The following is a 22,069-nucleotide window of genomic DNA, read 5'->3' as shown; positions in this document are numbered from 1 at the left end:
GAACCGTTGTCCAAACAGTCCAAATTCCCGGAAATTCCTTATTCCCTTTTTCTATCTCAGTTTGGAAAATAACGCGATGCTTTCGCAATGAACCGTCTGACAAAATTGATCGACTGCTGCGGCCCTGATCAGGCGGTAGCCTCTGGCATAGAAGCTCTCCAAATCCCTCACCAGACTTGTCGCCTTACAGGAAACGTAGACGATCCGTTCCACTCCATAATCCAGAATTTTGGGAAGGGCTTTTGGATGAATCCCGTCACGGGGCGGATCCAGTACAATCACATCCGGTTTCTCCTCCAGCTCATCCAGGACCTTCAGCACATCCCCCGCAATAAAACGGCAGTTTTCCAGTCCGTTTAATCCGGCATTTTCTTTTGCAGCCTCCACAGCCTCCGGCACAATTTCCACACCAATGACTTCCCGGGCCACGGTTGCCAGTATCTGGGAAATGGTACCTGTTCCACTGTATAAATCAAAGACTCTCATCTGATTGGTGTCCCCAATATAACGCCTTACAATGGAATACAGAATTTCCGCGGCCTCCGTGTTTGGCTGGAAAAACGAGAAGGAACTGATTTTAAACTGAAGACCCAGAAGATGCTCGTAGAAATAACCACGTCCGTAAAGAATTCTGGTTTCATCACTTTTTACCACATCGGAAAAAGAATCGTTGAGAATATGCAGAATTCCGGCAATAGTTCCCTCTAAATCCAGCTTGAGAAGAAGTTCTTTAAAAGGCGTAAGATCCAGTTCCTCCTGGGTGGTAGTAACCAGATGTACCAGCAGTTCGCCTGTGGTTATGCTTCGTCTGATTAGCAGATGACGCAGATAGCCTGTATGCTGCATTTTTTTATAGTAGCTGGTTCCCCGTTCCTGAAAATAGGCCAGAGTGGCCTTCAGTATTTTTCTCATGTCTTCGTGGACTAATTTACAGTCTTTTGTTGTAAGCACATCATAGGTGCTTCCTTTCTTATGCAGTCCCAGAGACAGGGGGCCGTCCTTGTATTCGTCTCCGAAACTGAATTCCATTTTATTGCGGTATTCGAATTCCCGGGGACTTGCACAGATCCCTTCCCACTCATAATCTGGCTCTCCCGTTTCTGTCACCTGTCCCTGGCTTATAACTGCCCGATCCATGAGTTCATGTATCTGCTGCTCTTTCATTTTAAGCTGCGCATCATAAGGCATGGTCTGGTACATGCAGCCGCCGCAGGCCGGAAATTCTCTGCAGACCGGCTCTCTTGTTTCCAGAGGAGACTTTTCCAGAACCTCAAGCAGCCGTCCTTCCACACGTTCTCCCTTTTTCTTCTGAATCCGAAACTCCACCTTCTGGCCGGGACATCCGTTTTTTACAATTATTTTCTTCCCTTCTATATAGACAATTCCTTTGTTGGGAAATTCTACTTTTTCAATTATTCCCTGGTAAATTTCACCCTTTTTCACTGTATTCTCCTTTTCTATGGAACAAAGTGGCCCTCTCTCGAGGGGGCGCGCACTGCGCTGTTTATGTAACAGGAAATCCGACGGCATTTCCTATTACATAAAATAACTCCGGCAAGGCCCTTGCCGGAGCTATCATATTGGTTTCTATTTTTCTTCCTGGGAGTTATCTCCTTCATCTTCATCTTCGAAATAATCATCAAGATCATCGCCGAAATCTTCTTCAAAATCTTCCAGATAATCCGGTGCGAAGAAACGATATACCGCATAAGCGATACCAGCGACAGCAGCCACAGCCCCGATGATTGCTAAAACCCAAAGAACCGTTGTTTTCTGTTTGTCCTCTTCTTTCTTATTTAATGCTGCTATCAAATCTTCTACTTTGTTCATAACTACACCATCCTCTCAATCAATGATTATTGATATTATACCACTTTCTATGAAATTTTACCAGAGAATCTCAAATCTTTTTCAGTTTTGCAAAACTTGCAAACATCTTTTTTACTCCGACCCTGTCAAAATCCACAGTAACCTCATAATCTCTTCCGCCTTCGGTAATCTCTTTTACAATTCCGACGCCGAATTTCACATGCCGCACCGTATCCCCTGGCTGATAGCTCAGTTTTTCTGCTTTTTTTACCTGAAATGCCTTTGGTTCAAAAGCTTTGGCCCGAAATGCCTGCCGCATTTGCATATAGGCGTTATTAGCCTTCGGCACGGGAATTTCTTTTTTCTGAACCGTGTGGCCTAAATCCACAATATCCCTGGGGATTTCTTTTACAAACCGGGATACCTTATTGTACTGAATCTCGCCTCGTATCATTCTCTGCATTGCGCAGGTCATAGTCAGCCCCTTCATTGCACGGGTGATTCCCACATAGCACAAGCGACGCTCCTCCTCCAGTTCAGAGGGATCGTCTGCTGTAATTGTCATATAGCTGGGGAAAATCCCATCTTCCATTCCTGCCAGATAGACATAGGGAAATTCCAGTCCTTTGGCGCTGTGAAGAGTCATTAGGAGGACATAATCCTGACTGGAATCCACGGAATCAATATCGGCAATCAATGCAATCTCTTCCAGAAAGCCGCTGAGGGTGGGATTCAGGTTCTGCGCTTTTGCCGCTTCTTCATAAGATTCTGTCTTGGAAATCAGCTCGTCAATGTTTTCGATTCTGGCTCTGGCTTCGTCGGTATCTTCCGCCTCCAGCTCCGCCACATATCCCGTACTTTCAATGATTTCTTCCAGAAGCTCTCTTACTGAAAGCACTTCCGCTTTACTTTTCAGAGCTCTGATGAAATTCATAAATCCTGTAATTTTTCCTGTGCTCCGACCCAGTCCCGGAATCTCTTCCGCCTGCTTCATGGCTTCGTAAAAGCTCATCCCGTAATGGTCTGCGAAGGTCTGCACCTTTCCCAGAGTGGCCGCGCCGATCCCTCTCTTTGGCACATTGATAATCCGGCGCACCGCCAGATCATCTCTGGCATTGTCCACTGTTTTCATATAGGCAAGCAGATCTTTAATTTCCTTTCTGGAATAAAAGTTTACGCCGCCTACAATCTTATAGGGAACATTGGCCAGAAGGAATTTCTCCTCAAAAAGACGGGACTGGGCGTTGGTTCGGTATAAGACTGCGCAGTCTCTGAACCTGCATCTTCCTTCCTGATGGTTTTTGATCACTTCCCCTGCCACAAATTCCGCTTCTTCGTAGCCGTTCATAAATTGTCTGAACCGTATGGGATCCCCCTCTTCATTCTCTGTCCAGAGGGTCTTCTCTTTTCTTTCCGTATTATTTCTGATTACTTCATTGGCTGCATTTAAAATATTCTGTGTGGAACGGTAATTCTGCTCCAGACGGATAACGACTGCCTCAGGAAAAACTTTCTCGAATCCCAGGATATTGCCGATATTGGCTCCCCGGAATTTGTAAATGGACTGGTCGTCGTCACCCACCACACACAAGTTGTGATATTTGGCGGCCAGCAGACTGATAAACTTAAACTGAGCCGTATTGGTATCCTGATACTCATCTACCATAAGATACCGGAAACGTTCCTGGTAAGAATCCAGAACTTCCGGACAGCTCTGAAACAGTTCCACGGTTTTCGTCAGAAGATCGTCAAAATCCAGCGCATTATTCTTTTTCAGCTGTTCCTGATACGCCTGATAAACAGACGCAACTTTCTTCTTGCTGTAATCTCCCGCAGCGTTTAATTCAAATTCATCGGGGGTGATTAATTCATCTTTTGCATGGGAAATCTGTGCCATGATTGCCTTTTCTTTATAGATTTTGGTGTCTACATTCAGCCGTTTGCAAATCTCTTTGATTACCGTCTTCTGATCTTCCGTATCGTAAATAGTAAAATTGTTTTCATACCCAATCCGGTCAATATACCGTCTGAGTATCCGCACACAGCAGGAATGGAAAGTTGACACCCAGACACTGTCTGCGTGCATTCCCACAATTTTATCCACTCGCTCTCTCATTTCCCCGGCAGCTTTATTGGTAAAGGTAATGGCCATGATATTCCAGGGATTTACCCCTTTTTCTTCTATTAAATAAGCAATCCGGTGAGTCAGCACCCGGGTCTTTCCGGAACCGGCCCCTGCCAGTATCAGTACCGGACCTTCTGTCTGAAAGACAGCCTGCTGCTGTTGTATATTTAAAGTATCGTAAATACTCATAAGTTCCTCCGTTCATTCTTTCCTCCCCGTCCGGGGCTCTCTCCTATCCGTTACCGCCCATTATAACATGTCTCCTGTATTTGTGCCATACAGAACTGGTACTGTCATGCATCGTTTCTCAAAATATATTTTTGACAGCAGCATACAGATGTGTTATATAAGAATCAAATAATAAACGAAGAAAGTTGGTGCTGCATCATATGAATTACCGTGAACTGGACACTCCTGCCCTTCTGATTGACAGGGAAATTCTGATAAATAACCTGGATTCCATGCAAAAATATGCCGATGAGAACCATGTCCGGCTAAGACCTCATACTAAGACCCATAAATCCCCTTTTCTTGCAGATATGCAGGTCTCCCGCGGCGCTTTGGGGATTGCAGCGGCAAAAGTGGGGGAAGCAGAAGTGATGGCTGAAAACAGATTCAGCGATATATTTATTGCAAACGAAATCGTGGGAAAAAAGAAACTGGAAAGAGTTGCTTCTTTATCACAGAAGATACAGATTTCTTTTGGAGTGGACTGCGCGGAATATATTCCTCAGATTGAACAGGTCTTTGCAGAATCTAACTCCACAGCCAACATCCTTGTGGAGATTGAAGTGGGAGAAAACCGCTCCGGAGTGATTCATGAGGAGGATTTCGTTTCCATTCTCCAGGCTGTCTCCCGGCAGCCGCACGTAGAATTCCGGGGGATTTTTTCCCACGACGGCAACAGTTATGCTGCAGACAATCTGGAAGAGTGCAGGAAAATCGCATATGAAGCCCAGAAAAGAACCCTTCATTTTGCCGAAATCGCAAAGCAGAACCATATGCCCTGCCAGATTGTAAGCTACGGCGCAACGCCCACACTGATGAATCATGTACGAATCCTGGAGGGCATCACAGAACTTCGCCCCGGCACTTATGCCCTGATGGACGCCTCTCAGGCAAACGCTGTGGGGACACTGGACTTTTGCGCTGCCACGGTTCTTGCAACCGTCATCAGTAAACCTACCGATGAAAGAACCATCCTGGATGTGGGAGCCAAGGGCCTCACCATGCAAAAGAGAAGCAGCGGCATATGTTCTTCCCCGGGAATGGGCACTCTCATCGATTTTCCTAATACCTATATTGATTCTATGTTCGATGAACATGCTATCATCTATAACAGAAAATTTCATGACCAGGTTCGGATCGGCGACAAAGTCCGGATTATCCCCGTACATATCTGCCCCGTATGTAATCTTTTCGATACGGCCTACCTCATATCCGGGGATGAAGTGGTCGAAGAATTTCCCGTTTCCTGCAGAGGAAAACTTCAATAAACAGTTACGCAAAAGGAGGACAACGAGATGGAATACATTTGCAGTAAATGCGGTAAAAAAGAATCTGTTTTCACCCATAAACCCTGCTGTGACTGCGGCGGCTTATGGAACTTGGACTTTCGGCCCCCGAAATTTCGTCTGGAGGAGATAGACAGAAACCAATGGAGTCTCTTTCGCTACCGCAGCTATATGGGGCTGACAGATGACAGCTGGAAGGGAATCAGCATGGGGGAAGGGGTAACTCCCATTATTTCTTTGGACGATAAGGTCATGCTGAAAATGGATTATTTCATGCCTACTCTTTCTTATAAAGATCGGGGCGCGGCAGTACTGATTTCCCACTGCAGGGCCATAGGAGTAAAAAATGTGGTGCAGGACAGCAGCGGAAATGCCGGAAATAGTGTGGCCGCTTATGCCGCCCGGGCCGGAATCAAGTGTGAGATATTTGTTCCGGAAGGAACCTCTCCGAAAAAAATTGATATGATCCGCGCACATGGCGCCGTATGTACCGTTGTTCCGGGAAACCGCGATCACTGTGCAGATGTCTGCAGAGACAGGGTATTTTCTGAAGGGGCATATTATGCCAATCATGTATATAATCCGTTTTTCTATGAAGGAACCAAAACCTATATCTATGAAGTTTATGAACAATTACACCGCATCCCTTCTCATCTTGTCATCCCAGTAGGCAACGGCACTTTGTTTTTGGGGACTGTACTGGCCTTAGAGCATCTTCTGGACAGCGGCATCATTTCCCGGATGCCTGTAATTCTTGCGGTTCAGAGCGAGTACTGTGATCCCCTTTTTCAGGCTGCCGAAAGCGGGGCGCGCTCCCCGGTTCCGGTAACTTGTAAACCGACCCTTGCCGAGGGGATCGCTATCGGGAAACCTATGCGGGGAACACAGATTTTAGAGTATGTCCGAAAATATGATATACGATTTATTCATGCGCCGGAAAATGAAATTTTAAATGCACGTATCCAACTGGCAAAGAAAGGCATCTACTGTGAGCATACAACCGCAGCCAATTACGCAGCATATGAAAACTACTGCAGGCAAAATGGGGTTCCTGAGGACTGTCTGATTACCATGTGCGGAGCAGGTTTAAAGTCAGATCATTAAAACTTAAAGCCCTTTACAAATAGTTTTAAAAACTATATAATAAGGAGTGAGGTGAATAAACAGATGACGATTGATACGAAAGACATGATTAACAGCATATTAGAGAGTGTATCCCGCATTGACTATATTAAACCCGAGGATATTCCTGATATTGCTTTATATATGGATCAGGTCACCACTTTCATGGACGCCCAGCTGGAATCTACCAAACGGTATCCGGAAGATAAAATCCTGACCAAAACAATGATTAACAACTATGCCAAGAACAATCTTCTGCCTTCACCGGAAAAGAAGAAATACTCCAAAGAGCATTTACTGTTGTTAATTTTCATCTACTACTTTAAAAATATTCTGTCCATCAATGATATTCAGACACTGCTCTCTCCCATTACAGAACATTATTTTCACGGAGAGGAAGACCTGCATCTGGCAGATATTTACAACGAAGTATTCGGCATGGAGGCAGGACAGATCGAATATTTAAAGAAAGACCTCCTGAAACGCTACCATGTGGCCCAGGATACTTTTCAGGAAGCACCGGAGGAAAGCCGGGAATTCCTGAAACTCTTTTCTTTTATCTGTCTTCTCAGCTTTGACGTCTATGTCAAAAAAATGCTGATTGAACATCTGATTGATGATCTGAAGGCAAAGACTCCGGAAGATCCAAAAGGGAAAAAGAAACCGAAAAATGAACGACCGGCGTAGAATTTTCTGCGCCGGCCTTTTATTTATTCATTTTCCTCTTTTTTTCCCTCTTTCATCCTGGAAAATACCATTTCATAACCGTCATTTCCATAGTTCAAGGAACGGTTTACACGACTGATGGTTGCTGTAGAAGCCCCTGTTTTTTCTGATATATCCAAATACGTCTTCTTATCCATCAGCATCTTTGCCACTTCAAACCGCTGAGATAGGGAAAGCAGCTCATTAATTGTACAAACATCCTCGAAAAACGTGTAACACTCTTCTTTATTCTTCAGACATAAAATGGCTTCAAACAAATGATCGACCGCCTCTGTTCTGATATTCTTGCTCATTTTTGATTCCTCCAAATAATTCGTATTCTTCCAATGCCAATCCTCATAAACAGTTTAGCACAGTAAAATTTTAAATGCAAGAAGTTTCACTCCTGGGGAAAACGATTCAGATAAGGACGCAGCGCTTCTATACTGTAATTTAAAATCAGTTCTTCCGGAAAGTTCACTTCCTTCAAAAACGGATAAATATAAGTAAAATCTCCGATTTTCGTATCCATATGTGCGTCGCTGGATAAAACGACGGGAACTTCCAGTTCCTTACATAAAGAAAGAATTTCCCGGTCGTTTTCTTCTGCCCCTTTCCGAAAGCTCTGTGGGCTTAAAGAGTGGTTATTCATTTCGATCACTTTATGATATTTTTTTGCCCCCTGTATCACCTGCTCATAGTCGGAGGGATACCGGCTGTCATCCGGGTGTCCGATTATGTTCACATAGGGATTTTCCATGACTTTTAAATAAGCTCTGGTATAATCTTCTCTGGTTCCTTTGACAATACAGGGACCATGAATGCTGGCAATTACCACATCCAGATTTTCCAGCTCTCTCTGGCTTAAATCTACATTTCCGTCAAAATCCAGTATATTTAATTCTGCTCCCAGAAGTAACGTAATCCCATACATTTGTCTGGGAACCACTTTCAGATTATGAAAATAATAATTATGGCAAGTCCCCGGCATTTTCGGGGCATGTTCGGTAATCCCCAGTACTTTCAGGCCTTTCTCTGACGCTGCTTTTGCCATCTCCCGCAGAGTACAGTATGCATGTCCACTGGCTACAGTATGGGTATGTAAATCTAAAATCTCTCTTCTTTCCATAGGTCTGCCTCCTTTGCTTCTATAAGTATACGTCTGCCCGTGTTAAATAACAAGAATAGAATTTGCAATTCTTATCTGTTTTCGCTATACTGATAACAACGAAAACAAAGGAGCCGTCTATGAAACAGTGGAATGGGAAACCCTACTACTCTTTTGACTATATGCTGAGAAACCGATTCGGAGAAAAAGTTTATAAAGTAGCGCTCAACGGCAGAATGTCCTGCCCGAACCGGGACGGGACGCTGGGAACGGGCGGCTGCATTTTCTGCAGCGCAGGCGGTTCCGGTGATTTTGCCGCAGATCCCTCTTTTTCTGTCACACAGCAGATTGAGCAGCAGATAGAAGCCCTTTCTCAGAAAAGGCCTATCCGGAAGTACATTGCCTATTTCCAGGCTTTTACTAACACTTATGCTCCCGTTGACTATCTGGAACGTATTTTCTCAGAGGCTTTAAGGCATCCTAAAATATGTGCCCTTTCCATAGGCACACGGCCGGACTGCCTGCCTCCGGAGGTCCTGGATCTGCTGGAAAAACTAAATCAGATAAAACCCGTCTGGGTGGAGCTGGGACTTCAGACCATACACGAAAGAACTGCCCGTTATATCCGCCGGGGGTATCCCCTCTCCTGTTTTCAGGAAGCGGTCCGCCGGCTTCATAAACGGAATCTGGAAGTAATTGTGCATACGATTCTGGGCCTTCCCGGAGAATCTCCCGAAGACATTCTGGAAACCATGGAGTATTTAAACGGGCAGAACATTCAGGGGGTGAAACTGCAGCTTCTACACGTATTAAAAGGAACGGATCTGGCTTCGGATTATGAAAAAGGGCAGTTTCGGACATACACCAGAGAGGAGTATCTCGATATTCTGATTGCCTGCCTGGAACATCTCTCGCCCGACATCGTTATCCACAGAATCACCGGGGACGGCCCGAAAGATCTTCTGATCGCACCCCTCTGGGCCAGCCGAAAACGGGAAGTTCTCAATCTTCTTCACCATGAAATGAAGATACGGGATACCTGGCAGGGAAAATTTTATCATAAATAAGGAGGATTTCTGATATGGCGCAGCCTTTTACTTTATACAAATTAATTGTTTTATATATGCTGGATAACTCACAATCTCCTCTTACCAATTCCCAGATTTCCGATTTTATTCTGGAAAAGGAGTATACCAACTATTTTCATTTACAGCAGACTCTTTCCGAATTGATCGATTCTTCCTTAATCGAGTCGCATACCAGACAGAATGCTTCTTACTATACAATGACGGAAAAGGGAAGAACGACTCTTCACTTTTTCTGTGATGAAATCTCTTCGGAAATCAAGGATGAAATACAGAAATTCCTGAAAAAAATCGGCACGGAACTTCAGATAAAGCCTGTGATTTTAGCCGATTCTTATAAAACCGATCTCTCGGATTACTGTGTCCGCTTACAGCTTAAAGAACGGGGCGCCTCTCTTATCGACATGACTCTTTTAGTTCCCACACAAGAGGCCGCTTCGGAAGCCTGCAGCCACTGGAAAGGAAAAGCGCAGGATCTTTATGCGCAGATTTTAGAGGCCCTTATTTAGAGGGGCCTCTTTTTATTCTCTCCATATGTTCTTTTAATGTTTTTTCGTATCCCATATCGCTCAGTTCATAAAACCTGGCGTTTTGAATTTCCGTGGGAAGGTATTGCTGTTTCACATAGTGGTTGGGATAATTATGGGCATACTGATACCCAATCCCCTTCCCCAGACTGGTATGTCCGCTGTAATGGGCGTCCTGAAGATGAGGCGGAACCGTGGTCTCTGTCTCTTTTACGCTTTTCATTGCCAGATCAATGGCTGTCACTGCCGAATTGCTTTTAGGCGCACAGGCAATATAGGCGGCTGCCTGAGACAGGATAATCTGTGCCTCGGGCATTCCCACCCTTTCTACAGCCAGGGCCGCAGATACTGCTACCGTCAGCGCCTGAGGATCCGCGTTTCCCACGTCTTCTGAAGCACAGATCATCATTCTTCGGGCAATAAATTTAATGTCTTCCCCGGCATACAGCATTTTGGCCAGGTAATAGACAGCAGCGTCCGGGTCAGATCCACGCATGCTCTTGATAAAAGCAGAAATAATGTCATAATGATTATCCCCTTTTTTATCATACCGAATCACCCTCTTCTGAATACACTCTGAGGCCACTTCCAGGGTGATATGAATCCGTCCGTCTTCCCCTCTGGGGGTTGTCAGAACTCCGATTTCCACGGCATTTAAGGCTGACCGGGCGTCTCCGGATGCCATATCTGCCAGAAAATCGGCGGCGTCCTCCTCCATGGAAACCTGGTAGCTGCCCATCCCCTTCTTCTCATCGGTCACTGCCCGGTGAATTAATTCTTTGATATTTTCTTTGCTTAAGGCTTTCAGTTCAAAGATAATGGAACGGGAAAGAAGAGCTCCGTTGACCTCAAAATACGGGTTTTCCGTGGTGGCTCCGATTAAAATCAGGGTTCCGTCTTCCACAAAGGGCAGAAGATAATCCTGCTGCCCTTTATTAAAACGATGAATCTCGTCTATAAAAAGTATCGTCTTTTTTCCGTACATTCCAATGGAAGTCTGCGCCTGTTTCACCACTTCCTCCATATCTTTTTTCCCTGCGGAGGTAGCGTTAATCTGGGTAAATTCCGCGCTTGTGGTATTGGCGATTACTTTCGCCAGAGTGGTCTTTCCGGTTCCCGGTGGTCCGTAAAAAATAATGGAACTTAATTTGTCTGCCTTAATTGCCCGGTATAATAATTTATCTTTTCCCACAATATGTTCCTGTCCCACCACTTCCTCCAGACGGGAAGGACGCAGGCGGGAAGCCAGCGGCGATTCTTTTTCCAGAGACTTACTCTTTGCATACTCAAATAAATCCATAGTCTTTTTCTCCTGTTTAATCAACAATCAGTTTGTCTGCAGTTACCAGTTCATATCCCGCTTTCGTCAAATCGTCCGCAACCTGCAGGGCTGCCTTCACAGAGCTGTCGTAGCAGTCATGAAGCAGTATAATTGAACCGTCCTCGATTTTCCCTTCTATGCTGGATACGATCCCGGCTGTATCACCCCGTCCCCAGTCTAGCGGATCGATATCCCAGAAGATGGGAAGCATTTCCAGAGATTTTTCCATATCTTTTTTCCAGTCTCCGTAGGGTGGTCTTAAATAAACCGGATATTCCCCTGTAATTTCATAAATCTCCTCATTGGTCTTTTCCACTTCTTCTCTGGCCTTTTCCATGGGGAGTCTGGAAAGCTGCACATGGCTGTAAGTGTGGTTTCCTATCAGATGGCCTTCTTCGGCCATTCTTTTTACAATGTCTTCCTTTCCCTGTATATTTTTACCCATCAGAAAAAACGTGGCCTTAATTCCTCTTTCCTTCAGGCCGTCCAGAAGAATGGGCGTATATACGCTGTGGGGACCGTCGTCAAAGGTCAGCGCCACCTGAGGCGGCTCCTGGCTTTTATCTTTCTCTACCTTTTCCAGTACGGTTTCTTCTGCAGACAACCGTACCGTCAGCAGGATTCCCGCCAGCACAATTCCCGAAATAATTCCTTTTAATAATCCCTGGGGAAATTTCACTTCCTTTTCACCGCGCTTTAGACTTTCTTAAAAGTATATGAGCTGCAGAATGAAAAAAGACTGTCTCCGAATAAAGATTACCAAATTCTGAGACAGCCCTCCTGGCTTTTATGTTTGTTATAACTGCGTCAGCAGCTATGACTGTTATATAATTTCCTGCCGGTATTAAGCAATTGCTTTCTTAGCGATTTCAGCTAAAGCTTTGAAACCTTCTGCATCGTTTACTGCCATTTCTGCCAGCATCTTTCTGTTCATATCGATGTTTGCAACTTTCAGTCCGTGCATCAGTTTGCTGTAAGATAAGCCGTTCATTCTGGCTGCAGCGTTAATACGTGCAATCCATAACTGTCTGAACTGACGTTTTTTCTGTTTTCTGCCTGCATAGGAACTAGCCAGAGCTCTCATTACAGACTGTTTTGCAACACGATATTGTTTAGATCTGGCGCCTCTGTAGCCTTTTGCCAGTTTTAATACACGATTATGTTTTTTCTTAGCGTTTAATCCGCCTTTAATTCTTGCCATTTCCTGTTCCTCCTGTTCTCTATCTTATAAATATGGTAATGCTTTCTTCATAACCTTTGCATTTGTTGCGTCTGTAACAGTAGATTTTCTAAGATTTCTCTTTCTTTTCTGAGATTTCTTAGTTAAGATATGGCTTTTATAAGCTTTATTTCTCACTAATTTTCCCGTACCAGTCTTTTTAAAACGCTTTGCTGCTGCTCTACATGTTTTCATTTTCGGCATTGTATTTTCCTCCTTAATCTTTCAATAATTCTATTTTAACGTTTTTCAGTTAAAAACATGGTCATACTTCTCCCCTCAATCTTGGGAGCTTTCTCTACTGTTGCTATATCTTCCAGAAGTGCTGCAAAATCGTCCAGCACATGACGGCTGCTGGCCATATGAGCCATTTCACGTCCGCGGAACCGCAGGGTTACTTTTACTCTGTCTCCTTTGGAAAGGAATTTTCTGGCCGCATTCACCTTGGTTTTTAAATCGTTTGTATCAATATTCGGAGAAAGACGCACTTCTTTAACATCAATTGTCTTCTGTTTCTTTTTAGCTTCTTTTTCTTTCCGCGCCAGCTCGTATTTGTATTTGCCGTAGTCGATAATCTTACATACCGGCGGTTTTGCCTGGGGAGCGATTTTAACCAGATCCAATCCTGCTTCCTGAGCCTTTGCATAAGCTTCCCGGGATGACATAATTCCCAACTGAGCCCCGTCAGTTCCAATTAAACGTACTTCTTTGTCCCGGATTTGTTCATTAATCATTAAATTGCTAATTGTTGTGCACCTCCATACCTGATGATAAATCAATCACTTCTAAATACTGCCCTCAAAAGTATCCGCACATTTCTATGACATAAAAAAGAATCCTGCTCGCAGGATTCTCCGCCTGCGGCGGGGCGCAAAGCGCCTTCTTCCACTCCGGCGCAGTGCGATCCACGCGGAGCGTTTTTTATGTAATAGGAAATCCAACGGAATTTCCTATTATACAAAAAAAGTGCCGATAGTCAGACTATCCACACCACAATTTGACACCGCCTTATACTCTAAGCCGGATTCTCTGTCTCTGCGATATTAACCATTAGTCGCCTCTGCGCTAAGGTGAGAGTGGATACTCTGCTTTCTTTTTTGCTCTATGTAAAAATATCATACCCTTTTTTATATGTCAAGTTTTTTTTCATTATTCTTTGTTTTCTCTTTTTAAGAGGCCCGGCCTCAGCATTTTTATCTGCTGATAACAGCCGGTGTCTCTCATTTTCATTTTTTACTGGCATTTGCACTGGAAGGTGCCGCATTCTGTCTCCTGGCTGCTCTGTGCACTGTTTCCTCCAATATGAACAGAGGCCGCTGTACACTTACACTCATCATTATAGGTACAATGACAGGCACTGCAGTCAATGGCGATCTTTTCACTTCCGCATCCGCAGGCGGCGTTATTGGAAGCTGACTCCATGGCGCGCTCACGGAAACTGGAACAGCTTGTCTCATTTGCATACTGGGCATTTTCTCCGGATACCTGAATTTCTCCTTTGGAACAAAGCTCTTCCTTATTGTAAATACAGGTGAGTGCGGAACATTTTAAAATTGGCATAATTTTACCTCCTTTATCGTCTTTCTGACAACTATAGTATGGTCAGAAAAAGGCTGTTTTATGTATTGTTTTTTCCCACAAAAAATGTCATAATGACTAATAGATTCCCTCTGTAGGGTTTCAACAACTTGGAAGGGAGAGAACTACTATGGATAACAAACGAGGCAGTTTCACCAACAAACTGGGATTTGTTCTGGCAGCTGCCGGTTCTGCCGTAGGACTTGGTAATCTCTGGAGATTTCCATATCTGGCAGCAAAATATGGCGGAGGAATTTTCTTACTGGTCTATCTGATTCTGGCCATTTCTTTCGGCTTTACTTTAATGATTACGGAGATTGCCCTGGGCCGGAAAACACGGCTGAGCGCAGTAGGCGCCTATCAGTCCCTCAATAAAAAATTCAGTTTTCTGGGCTATCTTTCCTGTCTGGTACCTTTTATTATTACCCCCTATTATTGTGTCATCGGCGGATGGGTAATAAAATATTTTGTGGTATTTATCACCAATCAGGTTTCCCAGGCAGCCAACGATACTTTTTTCGCCGCTTATACGGCGCAGACATCGGCTCCCATTATTTATTTTATGATATATGCCCTTCTGACCGTTCTGGTTGTTTTAATGGGCGTAGAAGGAGGCATTGAAAAAGCAAGCCGCTTTATGATGCCTGTTCTGGTGATACTGGCTGTATTTATTTCTGTTTTCAGTATTCTTCAGCCGGGGGCCATAGAAGGTGTGATTTACTATCTGAAACCGGATTTCAGCCGTTTCAGCGCCACTACGGTTCTGGCCGCTATGGGACAGCTTTTCTATTCCATGTCTCTGGCCATGGGAATTATGATTACTTACGGTTCTTATATGAAAAAAGATGCACACCTTGAAAATTCTGTGCATCAGATTGAGATCTTTGACACCGGAATTGCCTTCCTTGCAGGACTGATGATTATCCCTGCTGTTTTCGCCTTTTCCGGCGGAAGTGAGGAGGCGTTGGGAAAGGGGCCCAGCCTGATGTTTGTTACCCTTCCCAAAGTGTTTGACAGTATGCGTTTCGGCACGGTTATCGGCGCTGTTTTCTTCCTGCTGGTACTCTTTGCCGCTTTGACCTCTTCCATCTCCCTGACAGAAACTCTGGTTTCCATTGTCCGGGATAAATTCGGATGGTCCCGCAGGAAATCCTGTGTTATTATCGGCGCTTACCTGGTTATCCTGGGCGTTCCTATTTCCCTGGGATTCGGTCTTTTAGACTTTATTGCTCCTCTGGGCATGAGCCTGCTGGATTTCTTTGACTTCATCAGCAACAGTGTATTAATGCCGATTGTTGCATTTTTAACCTGTATTTTTGTGGGATTTATCATCAAACCGCAGGCTGTCATCGAAGAGGCGGAAGTAAACGGGACATTCCGTTTAAAGAAATTTTACACGCTGATTATCAAATACATCGCTCCTGTCTGTCTGATCGCTATTTTACTGTTTTCTGTCTTTGAAGTATTCGGCATCATTACCGTGTAAAACTCAAACCAAATTTTTAGACAAGATACACAAAAAAATGGAAGGATTTTTTCTCCTTCCATTTTTTTCTTGAAAATTTTTCCTATATTTCAAAAAAACAACTTGCCAAATCTGCAACATCCTCTATAATTTTAAGTGTAAGTATAGAGTTCTATAATAAATCATAGGAGGAGCATTTATTATGACCGAAATGAATTATTCATCTAATGAGTATCTTGACAAAGTGGATGCTTATTGGAGAGCAGCCAACTACTTATCCGCTGCTCAGCTTTACATGTTGGACAATCCTCTTTTACGTGAGCCTTTAACAAGGGATCAGGTGAAAAAGAAAATTGTCGGACACTGGGGAACTGTTCCGGGACAGAACTTCGTGTATGTCCATATGAACCGTGCCATCAAAAAATATGATCTGGATATGATCCTCATCTCCGGACCAGGACACGGCGGAAACTTCTTCGTTGCCAATTCCTATCTGGAAGGTACTTACAGTGAAGTATATCCAAACGTAAGCCAGGATATTGACGGTATGAAGAAGCTCTGCAAGCAGTTCTCATTCCCCGGCGGAATTTCCAGCCACGTAGCTCCAGAAACTCCAGGTTCCATTAACGAAGGCGGTGAGCTTGGTTATTCCATCGCTCATGCTTTTGGTGCTGTATTTGATAACCCTGATTTAATTGCCACTGTAATTGTAGGTGATGGAGAAGCAGAGACAGGACCTCTGGCAACTGCCTGGCATTCCAATAAATTCCTGAACCCTGCAACTGACGGTGCTGTTCTTCCTGTTTTACACCTGAACGGATATAAGATCAGCAACCCGACTGTCTTCTCTCACATTTCCCATGACGAAGTGGAAAGCTTCTTCCACGGCTGCGGATGGAAACCTTACTTCGTAGAAGGCGACGATCCGAAGGAAATGCATAAGAAGATGTCTGAAGCTGTTGATATTTGTATCGAAGAAATCAAGAGAATTCAGAAAGAAGCAAGAGAAAACAACAATGACGAAAGACCATTCTGGCCTATGATCGTTCTTCGCACACCGAAGGGATGGACAGGTCCTAAGGTAGTTGACGGAGAAGTAGTAGAAGGCTCTTTCCGCGCTCACCAGGTTCCGGTTACTATGGAAAAAGAAGAGCATCTGGATTTACTGAAAGAATGGCTGTTAAGCTACCATCCGGAAGAACTGTTTGATGAAAATGCACAGCTGATTCCGGAATTAAAAGAGCTGGCTCCTGTAGGAAACCACAGAATCAGCGCAAACCCACATGCCAACGGCGGTCTGCTGATGCATGATCTCCGTCTGCCGGACTTCAAAGATTATGCTGTAGACGTTACTGCTCCGGGAGCTGTAAAGGCACAGGATATGATTGAACTGGGTGCATTCATCCGTGACATCTTCCGTCTGAACGAAGAACAGAAGAACTTCCGTATTTTCGGACCGGACGAAACCATGTCCAACCGTCTGTACCACGTATTTGAGGCACAGAACCGTGACTGGAATGCAGAAAACCATGAAAATGACGAACATATGGCAAAAGACGGCCGCATCATGGATGCTTACCTGTCCGAGCATATGTGTGAGGGATGGCTGGAAGGCTATCTGCTTACAGGACGTCATGGTTTCTTCGCAAGTTATGAAGCCTTCATCCGTGTAGTAGACTCCATGTGTGCACAGCACGCAAAATGGCTGAAAGTCTGCAACCAGCTTCCATGGAGACAGAAGATTTCTTCTCTGAACCTTCTGCTTACCTCCAACGTATGGCAGCAGGACCACAACGGATTTACTCATCAGGATCCAGGTTTCTTAGACCATATTTCCAATAAAAAAGCAGACGTAGTACGTATGTATTTACCACCAGATGCGAACTGTTTACTGTCCTGCTTTGATCACTGTATCAGAAGCAGAAACTATGTAAACGTTATTATCGCTTCCAAACATCCGAGCCATCAGTGGCTGACCATGGATCAGGCAGTAAAACACTGTACCCAGGGTATCGGTATCTGGGACTGGGCAAGCAACGATCAGGGCGAAGAACCGGATCTGATTATGGCATGCTGCGGCGATACTCCTACACTGGAAGCTCTGGCAGCTGTTACTATCCTTCGTAAGAACCTGCCGGAAATCAAAGTTCGTTTCATCAACGTTGTTGACTTAATGAAACTGGAGCCAAGCTACAAACATCCGCACGGCTTAAGCGATATTGATTACGATGCACTGTTTACAAAAGACAAACCGATCATCTTCGCTTTCCACGGATACCCGACACTGATCCACGAACTTACCTACTTCCGTCATAACCGTAACCTGCATGTTCACGGATACATGGAAGAAGGTACTATCACAACTCCGTTCGATATGCGTGTCCAGAACGAAATTGACAGATACCATCTGGTAGCTGATGCAATTCACCATCTGCCGCAGCTCGGCAACAGAGGAGCATATCTCCTTCAGCAGATGAGAGATACCCTGGTAGAACACAGACACTACATCGCCGAATACGGACAGGATCTTCCGGAAGTACGCGACTGGAAATGGGATCTGTAAAATACAGTCTGAAATAAAATAGCTACATAGCAAACACCGCATGATAATGTGAAGACAACTTCTTCATCATTTCATGCGGTGTTTTTCATATCATAGGAAATCCGACGCAGGCAGTCATAATTCCGTATGCATCTGGTCGCATCCATAGCGGAGCAATTTTTATGTAATAGGAAATCCGACGGAATTTCCTATTACATGAAAACAGGCACAGGATTACTCCTGTGCCTGCTGCATCTCTTGCTGTTTGCTCCTGCCTATCTGTTCTTTAAGAAATCAGGAATCTGAATGTCTTTCTTCGGTACGGTACTTGTGGGCGCCTTCGTCTGGAACGGGGATGTATGCATGTTCGGAAGACTGAAAGTCGGTACTCCTGTTCCTGCGGAAGCATTGTTTGTCTGTGCCTGCTGGGGCTTCTTAGCATGATTGTTAAAGGAAGAAGCAGAAGAAGCACGGTTGTTAAACGGAGAAGACTTGGCTGCCGCATCCGTAAGTCCTGTTGCAATAACTGTGATTCTTGCGTAATCTGCCACAGTATCATCATACATTGCACCAAAGATGATATTTGCATCGTCTCCGGTAAGTTCCTGAACGTAGCTTGCCGCATCGTTTGCATCCATAAGAGAAATATCACCGGATACATTAATAATAACGTGGGTTGCACCCTTGATGGTTGTTTCCAGAAGAGGACTGGATACTGCCTGCTGAACAGCTTCCAGAGCTTTGTCGTCGCCTCTGGCTTCACCGATACCGATATGAGCGATTCCCTTGTCTGTCATTACTGTCTGTACATCGGCAAAGTCAAGGTTGATCAGTGCCGGCAGATTAATCAGGTCTGTGATGCCCTGAACTGCCTGCTGAAGGACTTCATCTGCCTTCTTCAGAGCTTCCGGCATTGTGGTACGGCGATCTACAATTTCCAGCAGTTTATCATTTGGAATTACGATCAGTGTATCCACACTCTTTTTCAGATTTTCAATTCCAGACAGCGCATTGTTCATACGAGTCTTTGCTTCAAAACGGAAAGGCTTTGTTACAACGCCGACGGTAAGAATCCCCATTTCCTTTGCCGCTCCGGCGATCACAGGTGCTGCTCCTGTTCCGGTTCCGCCGCCCATACCGCAGGTAACGAAAACCATATCAGCGCCTTCCATTAACTGTTTTACTTCTTCTATACTTTCCTCGGCGGCTTTCTGGCCAACTTCCGGCTGTGCTCCGGCCCCGAGTCCCTTTGTTATTTTCTCGCCAATTTGAAGTACAGTTGGGGCTTTGCATAGAGTCAGTGCCTGCTTATCAGTATTTACACCTACGAACTCCACACCACCAATGGTCTCTTCCACCATTCTGTTTACTGCGTTATTGCCGGCACCGCCCACACCAATTACTATAATTTTAGCAGATGACTCGGCCTCATTTGTCATAATTTCTAACAACGTACTTCCTCCTTTTTATACCTTTATACCCGATATATAAATCCCCTCAGGTCTTATTATTCTAAGTTACATATAGGTATATCATATATTTTTTTATGAAATTAATCAACCACTATTTTCGATTTTTTATACTTTTTTCAATAATTTTCTACGTAATCTACACTTTCATCCTGGTAGGAACCGTCATATTCTGTCTGTTCTGTGTCTGTTTCGTCACTCCAGGTATCCCCCTCCTGATCACTGCTGTCATAGGTCTGATCCTGATACGTATCCTCGCTGCCGGAATCTTCCCAGCTTTCTTCACTGTTCCAGGTATCCTCCTGACTGTCATCTGTCATCTCTTCCTGGCTGTAGCTGTCCTCATAGTAAGTATCTGTCTCTTCCTGCTCTCCCTGGGAATCCCCTTCCTGCGGTTCTCCATCCTCAGAATTTTCCTGTTCTTCCTGCGCCTTCTTCTCTTCCTCTGTCAGTTCCTTTTCAAAGGTGATGGTCTTTGTATTTTCATCAATTCCCTCCAGATGAAGAATTCCTTTCTGTCCCTGTATCATAGGAAGAATGGCAATCAGACGGGACATTTTATCTTCCAGATATTCATCCTTGCCAAGCTGTACGGTAATCTCTCCATACTCCAGGGTAATGGCGCTTTGTTCATCGAAAATAATATGATCCGGAATGGAATCATTTTTTTCGAAAATCTGAGACAAGGTCACCGCCGTATTTAATAAGGTATCGCTTTCGATAGGCAGTTTCTCATTCATTGCCACATGATTCATCTGCAGACCGTCGAAAAAAGGTACCTTCAGCTCCCGCTCCACAGCCGTCTCAATTACCTTTCCTTCCCGGTCAAAATAAATATAACAGTCCAGAAAACGAATGCAGCCTACCGGCTCTTTTTCTTTCACACTGATACAGATCGTATTCCGGTCTACCTGGCTGACAGAAAATCCTTCCACAAACGGAACGTCTTCCACCTGGTCTTTGGAATACATCAGGGGCGCCAGCACAGAATTTCCCGCAAGAGGCCCTTTCAGAATCATCTCCTGAATTTCCTCCTGGGAATAGCGGCCGCTCCCCAGCACTTCCACTGTATCCACTTTAAAATAAAGAAAGAAGAAAATAATCCCGCCAAGTACAAGAGCCCCTATCACTGCTCCTGCCGCTTTTCTGATTTTTCCCTTCCCTTCTTCTCTCTCAAATGTTTCCCTCATAAATCTTCCTCGTATTCCCTTCAATCTTTCCGCCTAAACCGGCGAGATCCTCACAAATATGTTCATACCCCCGGGTAATATACGAACACCCGCTGATTATCGTTTCTCCAACGGCTCCCAGCCCGGCCAGAACCAACGCGGCTCCTCCCCGCAGTTCTTCCGCCCGTACCTGTGTCCCGGTCAGATAAGGCCGTCCCCTCACCCAGGCGTCCTGTCCCTGAACCTCTATATCGGCTCCCATCTTCCTTAGTTCCCTGGCTGCTTTAAACCGATCCTCGAAAATCGTTTCCCGAATGTGGCTCATCCCTTCTGCAGTAGTCAGAACAGCCAGAACCTGGGACTGAAGATCGGTGGGAAATCCGGGAAAAACATCTGTCTCCAGATAAGGAACCGGTAACCCGACCCGGGAACTATCCGTAGTTAGTTTACCACTGTTTACTTTATATTGTCCACCCATTTTCTGATATACCTTTAAGAATGCTTCTAATTCCTGTAAAGGCGGATTTTTCAGGATAACTTTCCCTCTGGTGGCAGCCCCTGCGCAGATATAAGTCCCGGCTACAATTCTGTCCGGAGGAATCCGGAAAGAAATCCCCTTCAGCTTTTTCCTTCCCTGAATATGAATCACATCCGTCCCTGCCCCGGATACACTGGCGCCCATCTGATTCAGAAATTCTCCCAGCCAGTAGATCTCCGGCTCTTTCGCGCAGTGGTAAAGCCAGGTATCTCCTAAGGCACAGACCCCTGCCAGAATTCCCTGCTCTGTGGCGCCTACACTGGATTTCTCAAAAACGATTTCCGCGCCGCGAAATCCCTTTTTCCCCGTATCTGCGCACAGAACACCGCCTTCTTCCAGAATTTCCGCTCCCAGCCGTTTTAGTACCTCCAGATGCATATCTATGGGCCGCTTTCCGATGACACAGCCGCCAGGATACCCGATACATCCTTTTTCCATTCTTCCGGTCACCGCTCCCAGAAGCATAATGGAGGATCGCATTCTTTTGGTGTACTCTGTGGTCACTGCAAAATTTCTGATATGCGAGCAGTCCAGATACAGATTGTTATCCTCCCAGTATGTCACCGCTCCCAGAGTCTTTAAGATCTCTTCCATACAAAAAACATCTGCAATCCGGGGGCATCCTTTCAGCACGCAGACGCCCTCCTGCAGCAGAGAAGCAGCCATCATTGGTAAAGCCGCATTTTTTGAGCCCTGTATGGTTACTGTACCAGAAAGAGGGCTCCCGCCGATAATCCGAATCTGATCCACAAACTACACTCCCGGTGCGCCTC

Annotated in this window: 21 protein-coding genes; 7 read left to right on the top strand and 14 right to left on the bottom strand. The window is 45.0% G+C overall.

Features of this window, described 5'->3' with window-relative positions:
* Nucleotides 1-51: 51 nt before the first annotated feature.
* The 3 genes from rlmD to pcrA all read right to left on the bottom strand — a co-directional run bounded on the left by rlmD (nt 52) and on the right by pcrA (nt 4,123).
* Entirely contained in the window at nt 52-1,443 is a 1,392-nt protein-coding gene (gene rlmD / locus B5F53_RS02925) for a 23S rRNA (uracil(1939)-C(5))-methyltransferase RlmD (protein ID WP_087219503.1), read from the bottom strand.
* A gap of 144 nt (nt 1,444-1,587) precedes the next feature.
* Entirely contained in the window at nt 1,588-1,830 is a 243-nt protein-coding gene (locus tag B5F53_RS02920) for a hypothetical protein (protein ID WP_087219500.1), read from the bottom strand.
* A gap of 70 nt (nt 1,831-1,900) precedes the next feature.
* Entirely contained in the window at nt 1,901-4,123 is a 2,223-nt protein-coding gene (gene pcrA / locus B5F53_RS02915) for a DNA helicase PcrA (protein WP_087219497.1), read from the bottom strand.
* 200 nt (nt 4,124-4,323) lie between these two features.
* Here pcrA and B5F53_RS02910 point away from each other — a divergent pair, with 200 nt between their 5' ends.
* The 3 genes from B5F53_RS02910 (at nt 4,324) to B5F53_RS02900 (ending at nt 7,257) form a co-directional block, all read left to right on the top strand.
* Nucleotides 4,324-5,430 carry an alanine racemase gene (locus B5F53_RS02910; RefSeq protein WP_087220041.1) on the top strand — a complete coding sequence of 369 codons (1,107 nt, stop codon included), beginning with the start codon at nt 4,324-4,326 and terminating at the stop codon, nt 5,428-5,430.
* Nucleotides 5,431-5,457: 27 nt separating this feature from the next.
* Nucleotides 5,458-6,552, top strand: coding sequence for a threonine synthase (locus tag B5F53_RS02905; protein WP_087219494.1), 1,095 nt, complete (start codon nt 5,458-5,460; stop codon nt 6,550-6,552).
* Between the two features lie 63 nt (nt 6,553-6,615).
* Nucleotides 6,616-7,257 (top strand): DUF1836 domain-containing protein, encoded by a 642-nt coding sequence (locus B5F53_RS02900; protein ID WP_087219491.1) that lies wholly within the window; start codon nt 6,616-6,618, stop codon nt 7,255-7,257.
* A 23-nt stretch (nt 7,258-7,280) separates the two neighbouring features.
* Here the strand turns inward: B5F53_RS02900 and B5F53_RS02895 are convergent, their stop codons facing one another.
* A complete protein-coding gene (locus B5F53_RS02895) occupies nt 7,281-7,589 on the bottom strand; it encodes a YerC/YecD family TrpR-related protein (RefSeq protein ID WP_087219488.1) in 309 nt (102 codons plus the stop codon).
* A gap of 86 nt (nt 7,590-7,675) precedes the next feature.
* Entirely contained in the window at nt 7,676-8,404 is a 729-nt protein-coding gene (locus tag B5F53_RS02890) for a phosphatase (protein ID WP_087219485.1), read from the bottom strand.
* Between the two features lie 119 nt (nt 8,405-8,523).
* On the opposite strand from B5F53_RS02890, the gene B5F53_RS02885 reads away from it, so the two are divergent.
* Nucleotides 8,524-9,450, top strand: a complete 927-nt coding sequence (locus tag B5F53_RS02885; protein ID WP_087219481.1) for a TIGR01212 family radical SAM protein — start codon at nt 8,524-8,526, stop codon at nt 9,448-9,450.
* A 14-nt stretch (nt 9,451-9,464) separates the two neighbouring features.
* Complete coding sequence (locus B5F53_RS02880; RefSeq protein ID WP_087219478.1) at nt 9,465-9,977, top strand: DUF4364 family protein; 513 nt, start codon at nt 9,465-9,467, stop codon at nt 9,975-9,977.
* Here B5F53_RS02880 and B5F53_RS02875 read toward each other — a convergent pair.
* From B5F53_RS02875 to B5F53_RS02850, 6 genes are all read right to left on the bottom strand, one after another.
* On the bottom strand, nt 9,970-11,295 hold the full coding sequence (locus B5F53_RS02875) for a replication-associated recombination protein A (RefSeq protein ID WP_087219475.1): 1,326 nt from the start codon (nt 11,293-11,295) through the stop codon (nt 9,970-9,972). The two genes, B5F53_RS02880 and B5F53_RS02875, sit on opposite strands and share 8 nt — an antisense overlap.
* A 16-nt stretch (nt 11,296-11,311) precedes the next feature.
* Nucleotides 11,312-11,995 carry a polysaccharide deacetylase family protein gene (locus B5F53_RS02870; RefSeq protein ID WP_087219472.1) on the bottom strand — a complete coding sequence of 228 codons (684 nt, stop codon included), beginning with the start codon at nt 11,993-11,995 and terminating at the stop codon, nt 11,312-11,314.
* Nucleotides 11,996-12,160: 165 nt separating this feature from the next.
* A complete protein-coding gene (rplT, locus tag B5F53_RS02865; RefSeq protein ID WP_087219469.1) occupies nt 12,161-12,517 on the bottom strand; it encodes a 50S ribosomal protein L20 in 357 nt (118 codons plus the stop codon).
* A gap of 24 nt (nt 12,518-12,541) precedes the next feature.
* A complete protein-coding gene (gene rpmI / locus B5F53_RS02860; protein ID WP_087219467.1) occupies nt 12,542-12,739 on the bottom strand; it encodes a 50S ribosomal protein L35 in 198 nt (65 codons plus the stop codon).
* Nucleotides 12,740-12,774: 35 nt separating this feature from the next.
* Nucleotides 12,775-13,269 (bottom strand): translation initiation factor IF-3, encoded by a 495-nt coding sequence (gene infC / locus B5F53_RS02855; protein WP_087219463.1) that lies wholly within the window; start codon nt 13,267-13,269, stop codon nt 12,775-12,777.
* 499 nt (nt 13,270-13,768) lie between these two features.
* A complete protein-coding gene (locus B5F53_RS02850) occupies nt 13,769-14,095 on the bottom strand; it encodes a DUF1540 domain-containing protein (protein ID WP_087219460.1) in 327 nt (108 codons plus the stop codon).
* 148 nt (nt 14,096-14,243) lie between these two features.
* Between B5F53_RS02850 and B5F53_RS02845 the strand changes: the two genes are divergently transcribed.
* Together B5F53_RS02845 and B5F53_RS02840 are read left to right on the top strand one after the other, a co-directional pair.
* Complete coding sequence (locus B5F53_RS02845; protein WP_087219457.1) at nt 14,244-15,599, top strand: sodium-dependent transporter; 1,356 nt, start codon at nt 14,244-14,246, stop codon at nt 15,597-15,599.
* Nucleotides 15,600-15,780: 181 nt separating this feature from the next.
* Nucleotides 15,781-18,141: a phosphoketolase family protein gene (locus B5F53_RS02840; protein WP_087219454.1), complete on the top strand. Its 2,361-nt coding sequence runs from the start codon at nt 15,781-15,783 to the stop codon at nt 18,139-18,141.
* Nucleotides 18,142-18,395: 254 nt separating this feature from the next.
* Here the strand turns inward: B5F53_RS02840 and ftsZ are convergent, their stop codons facing one another.
* The 3 genes from ftsZ to murA form a co-directional block, all read right to left on the bottom strand.
* Nucleotides 18,396-19,559 (bottom strand): cell division protein FtsZ, encoded by a 1,164-nt coding sequence (ftsZ, locus tag B5F53_RS02835; protein ID WP_087220038.1) that lies wholly within the window; start codon nt 19,557-19,559, stop codon nt 18,396-18,398.
* Between the two features lie 149 nt (nt 19,560-19,708).
* Nucleotides 19,709-20,779 (bottom strand): cell division protein FtsQ/DivIB, encoded by a 1,071-nt coding sequence (locus B5F53_RS02830; RefSeq protein ID WP_162610516.1) that lies wholly within the window; start codon nt 20,777-20,779, stop codon nt 19,709-19,711.
* Entirely contained in the window at nt 20,763-22,046 is a 1,284-nt protein-coding gene (gene murA / locus B5F53_RS02825) for a UDP-N-acetylglucosamine 1-carboxyvinyltransferase (protein ID WP_087219450.1), read from the bottom strand. The genes B5F53_RS02830 and murA overlap by 17 nt, the downstream gene beginning before the upstream one ends.
* Nucleotides 22,047-22,069: the final 23 nt, after the last annotated feature.

It is taken from the genome of Blautia sp. An249 (assembly GCF_002159835.1).
GTDB classification, from domain to species: domain Bacteria; phylum Bacillota; class Clostridia; order Lachnospirales; family Lachnospiraceae; genus Blautia_A; species Blautia_A avistercoris.
This window is presented reverse-complemented; position numbering and strand designations above follow the sequence as displayed.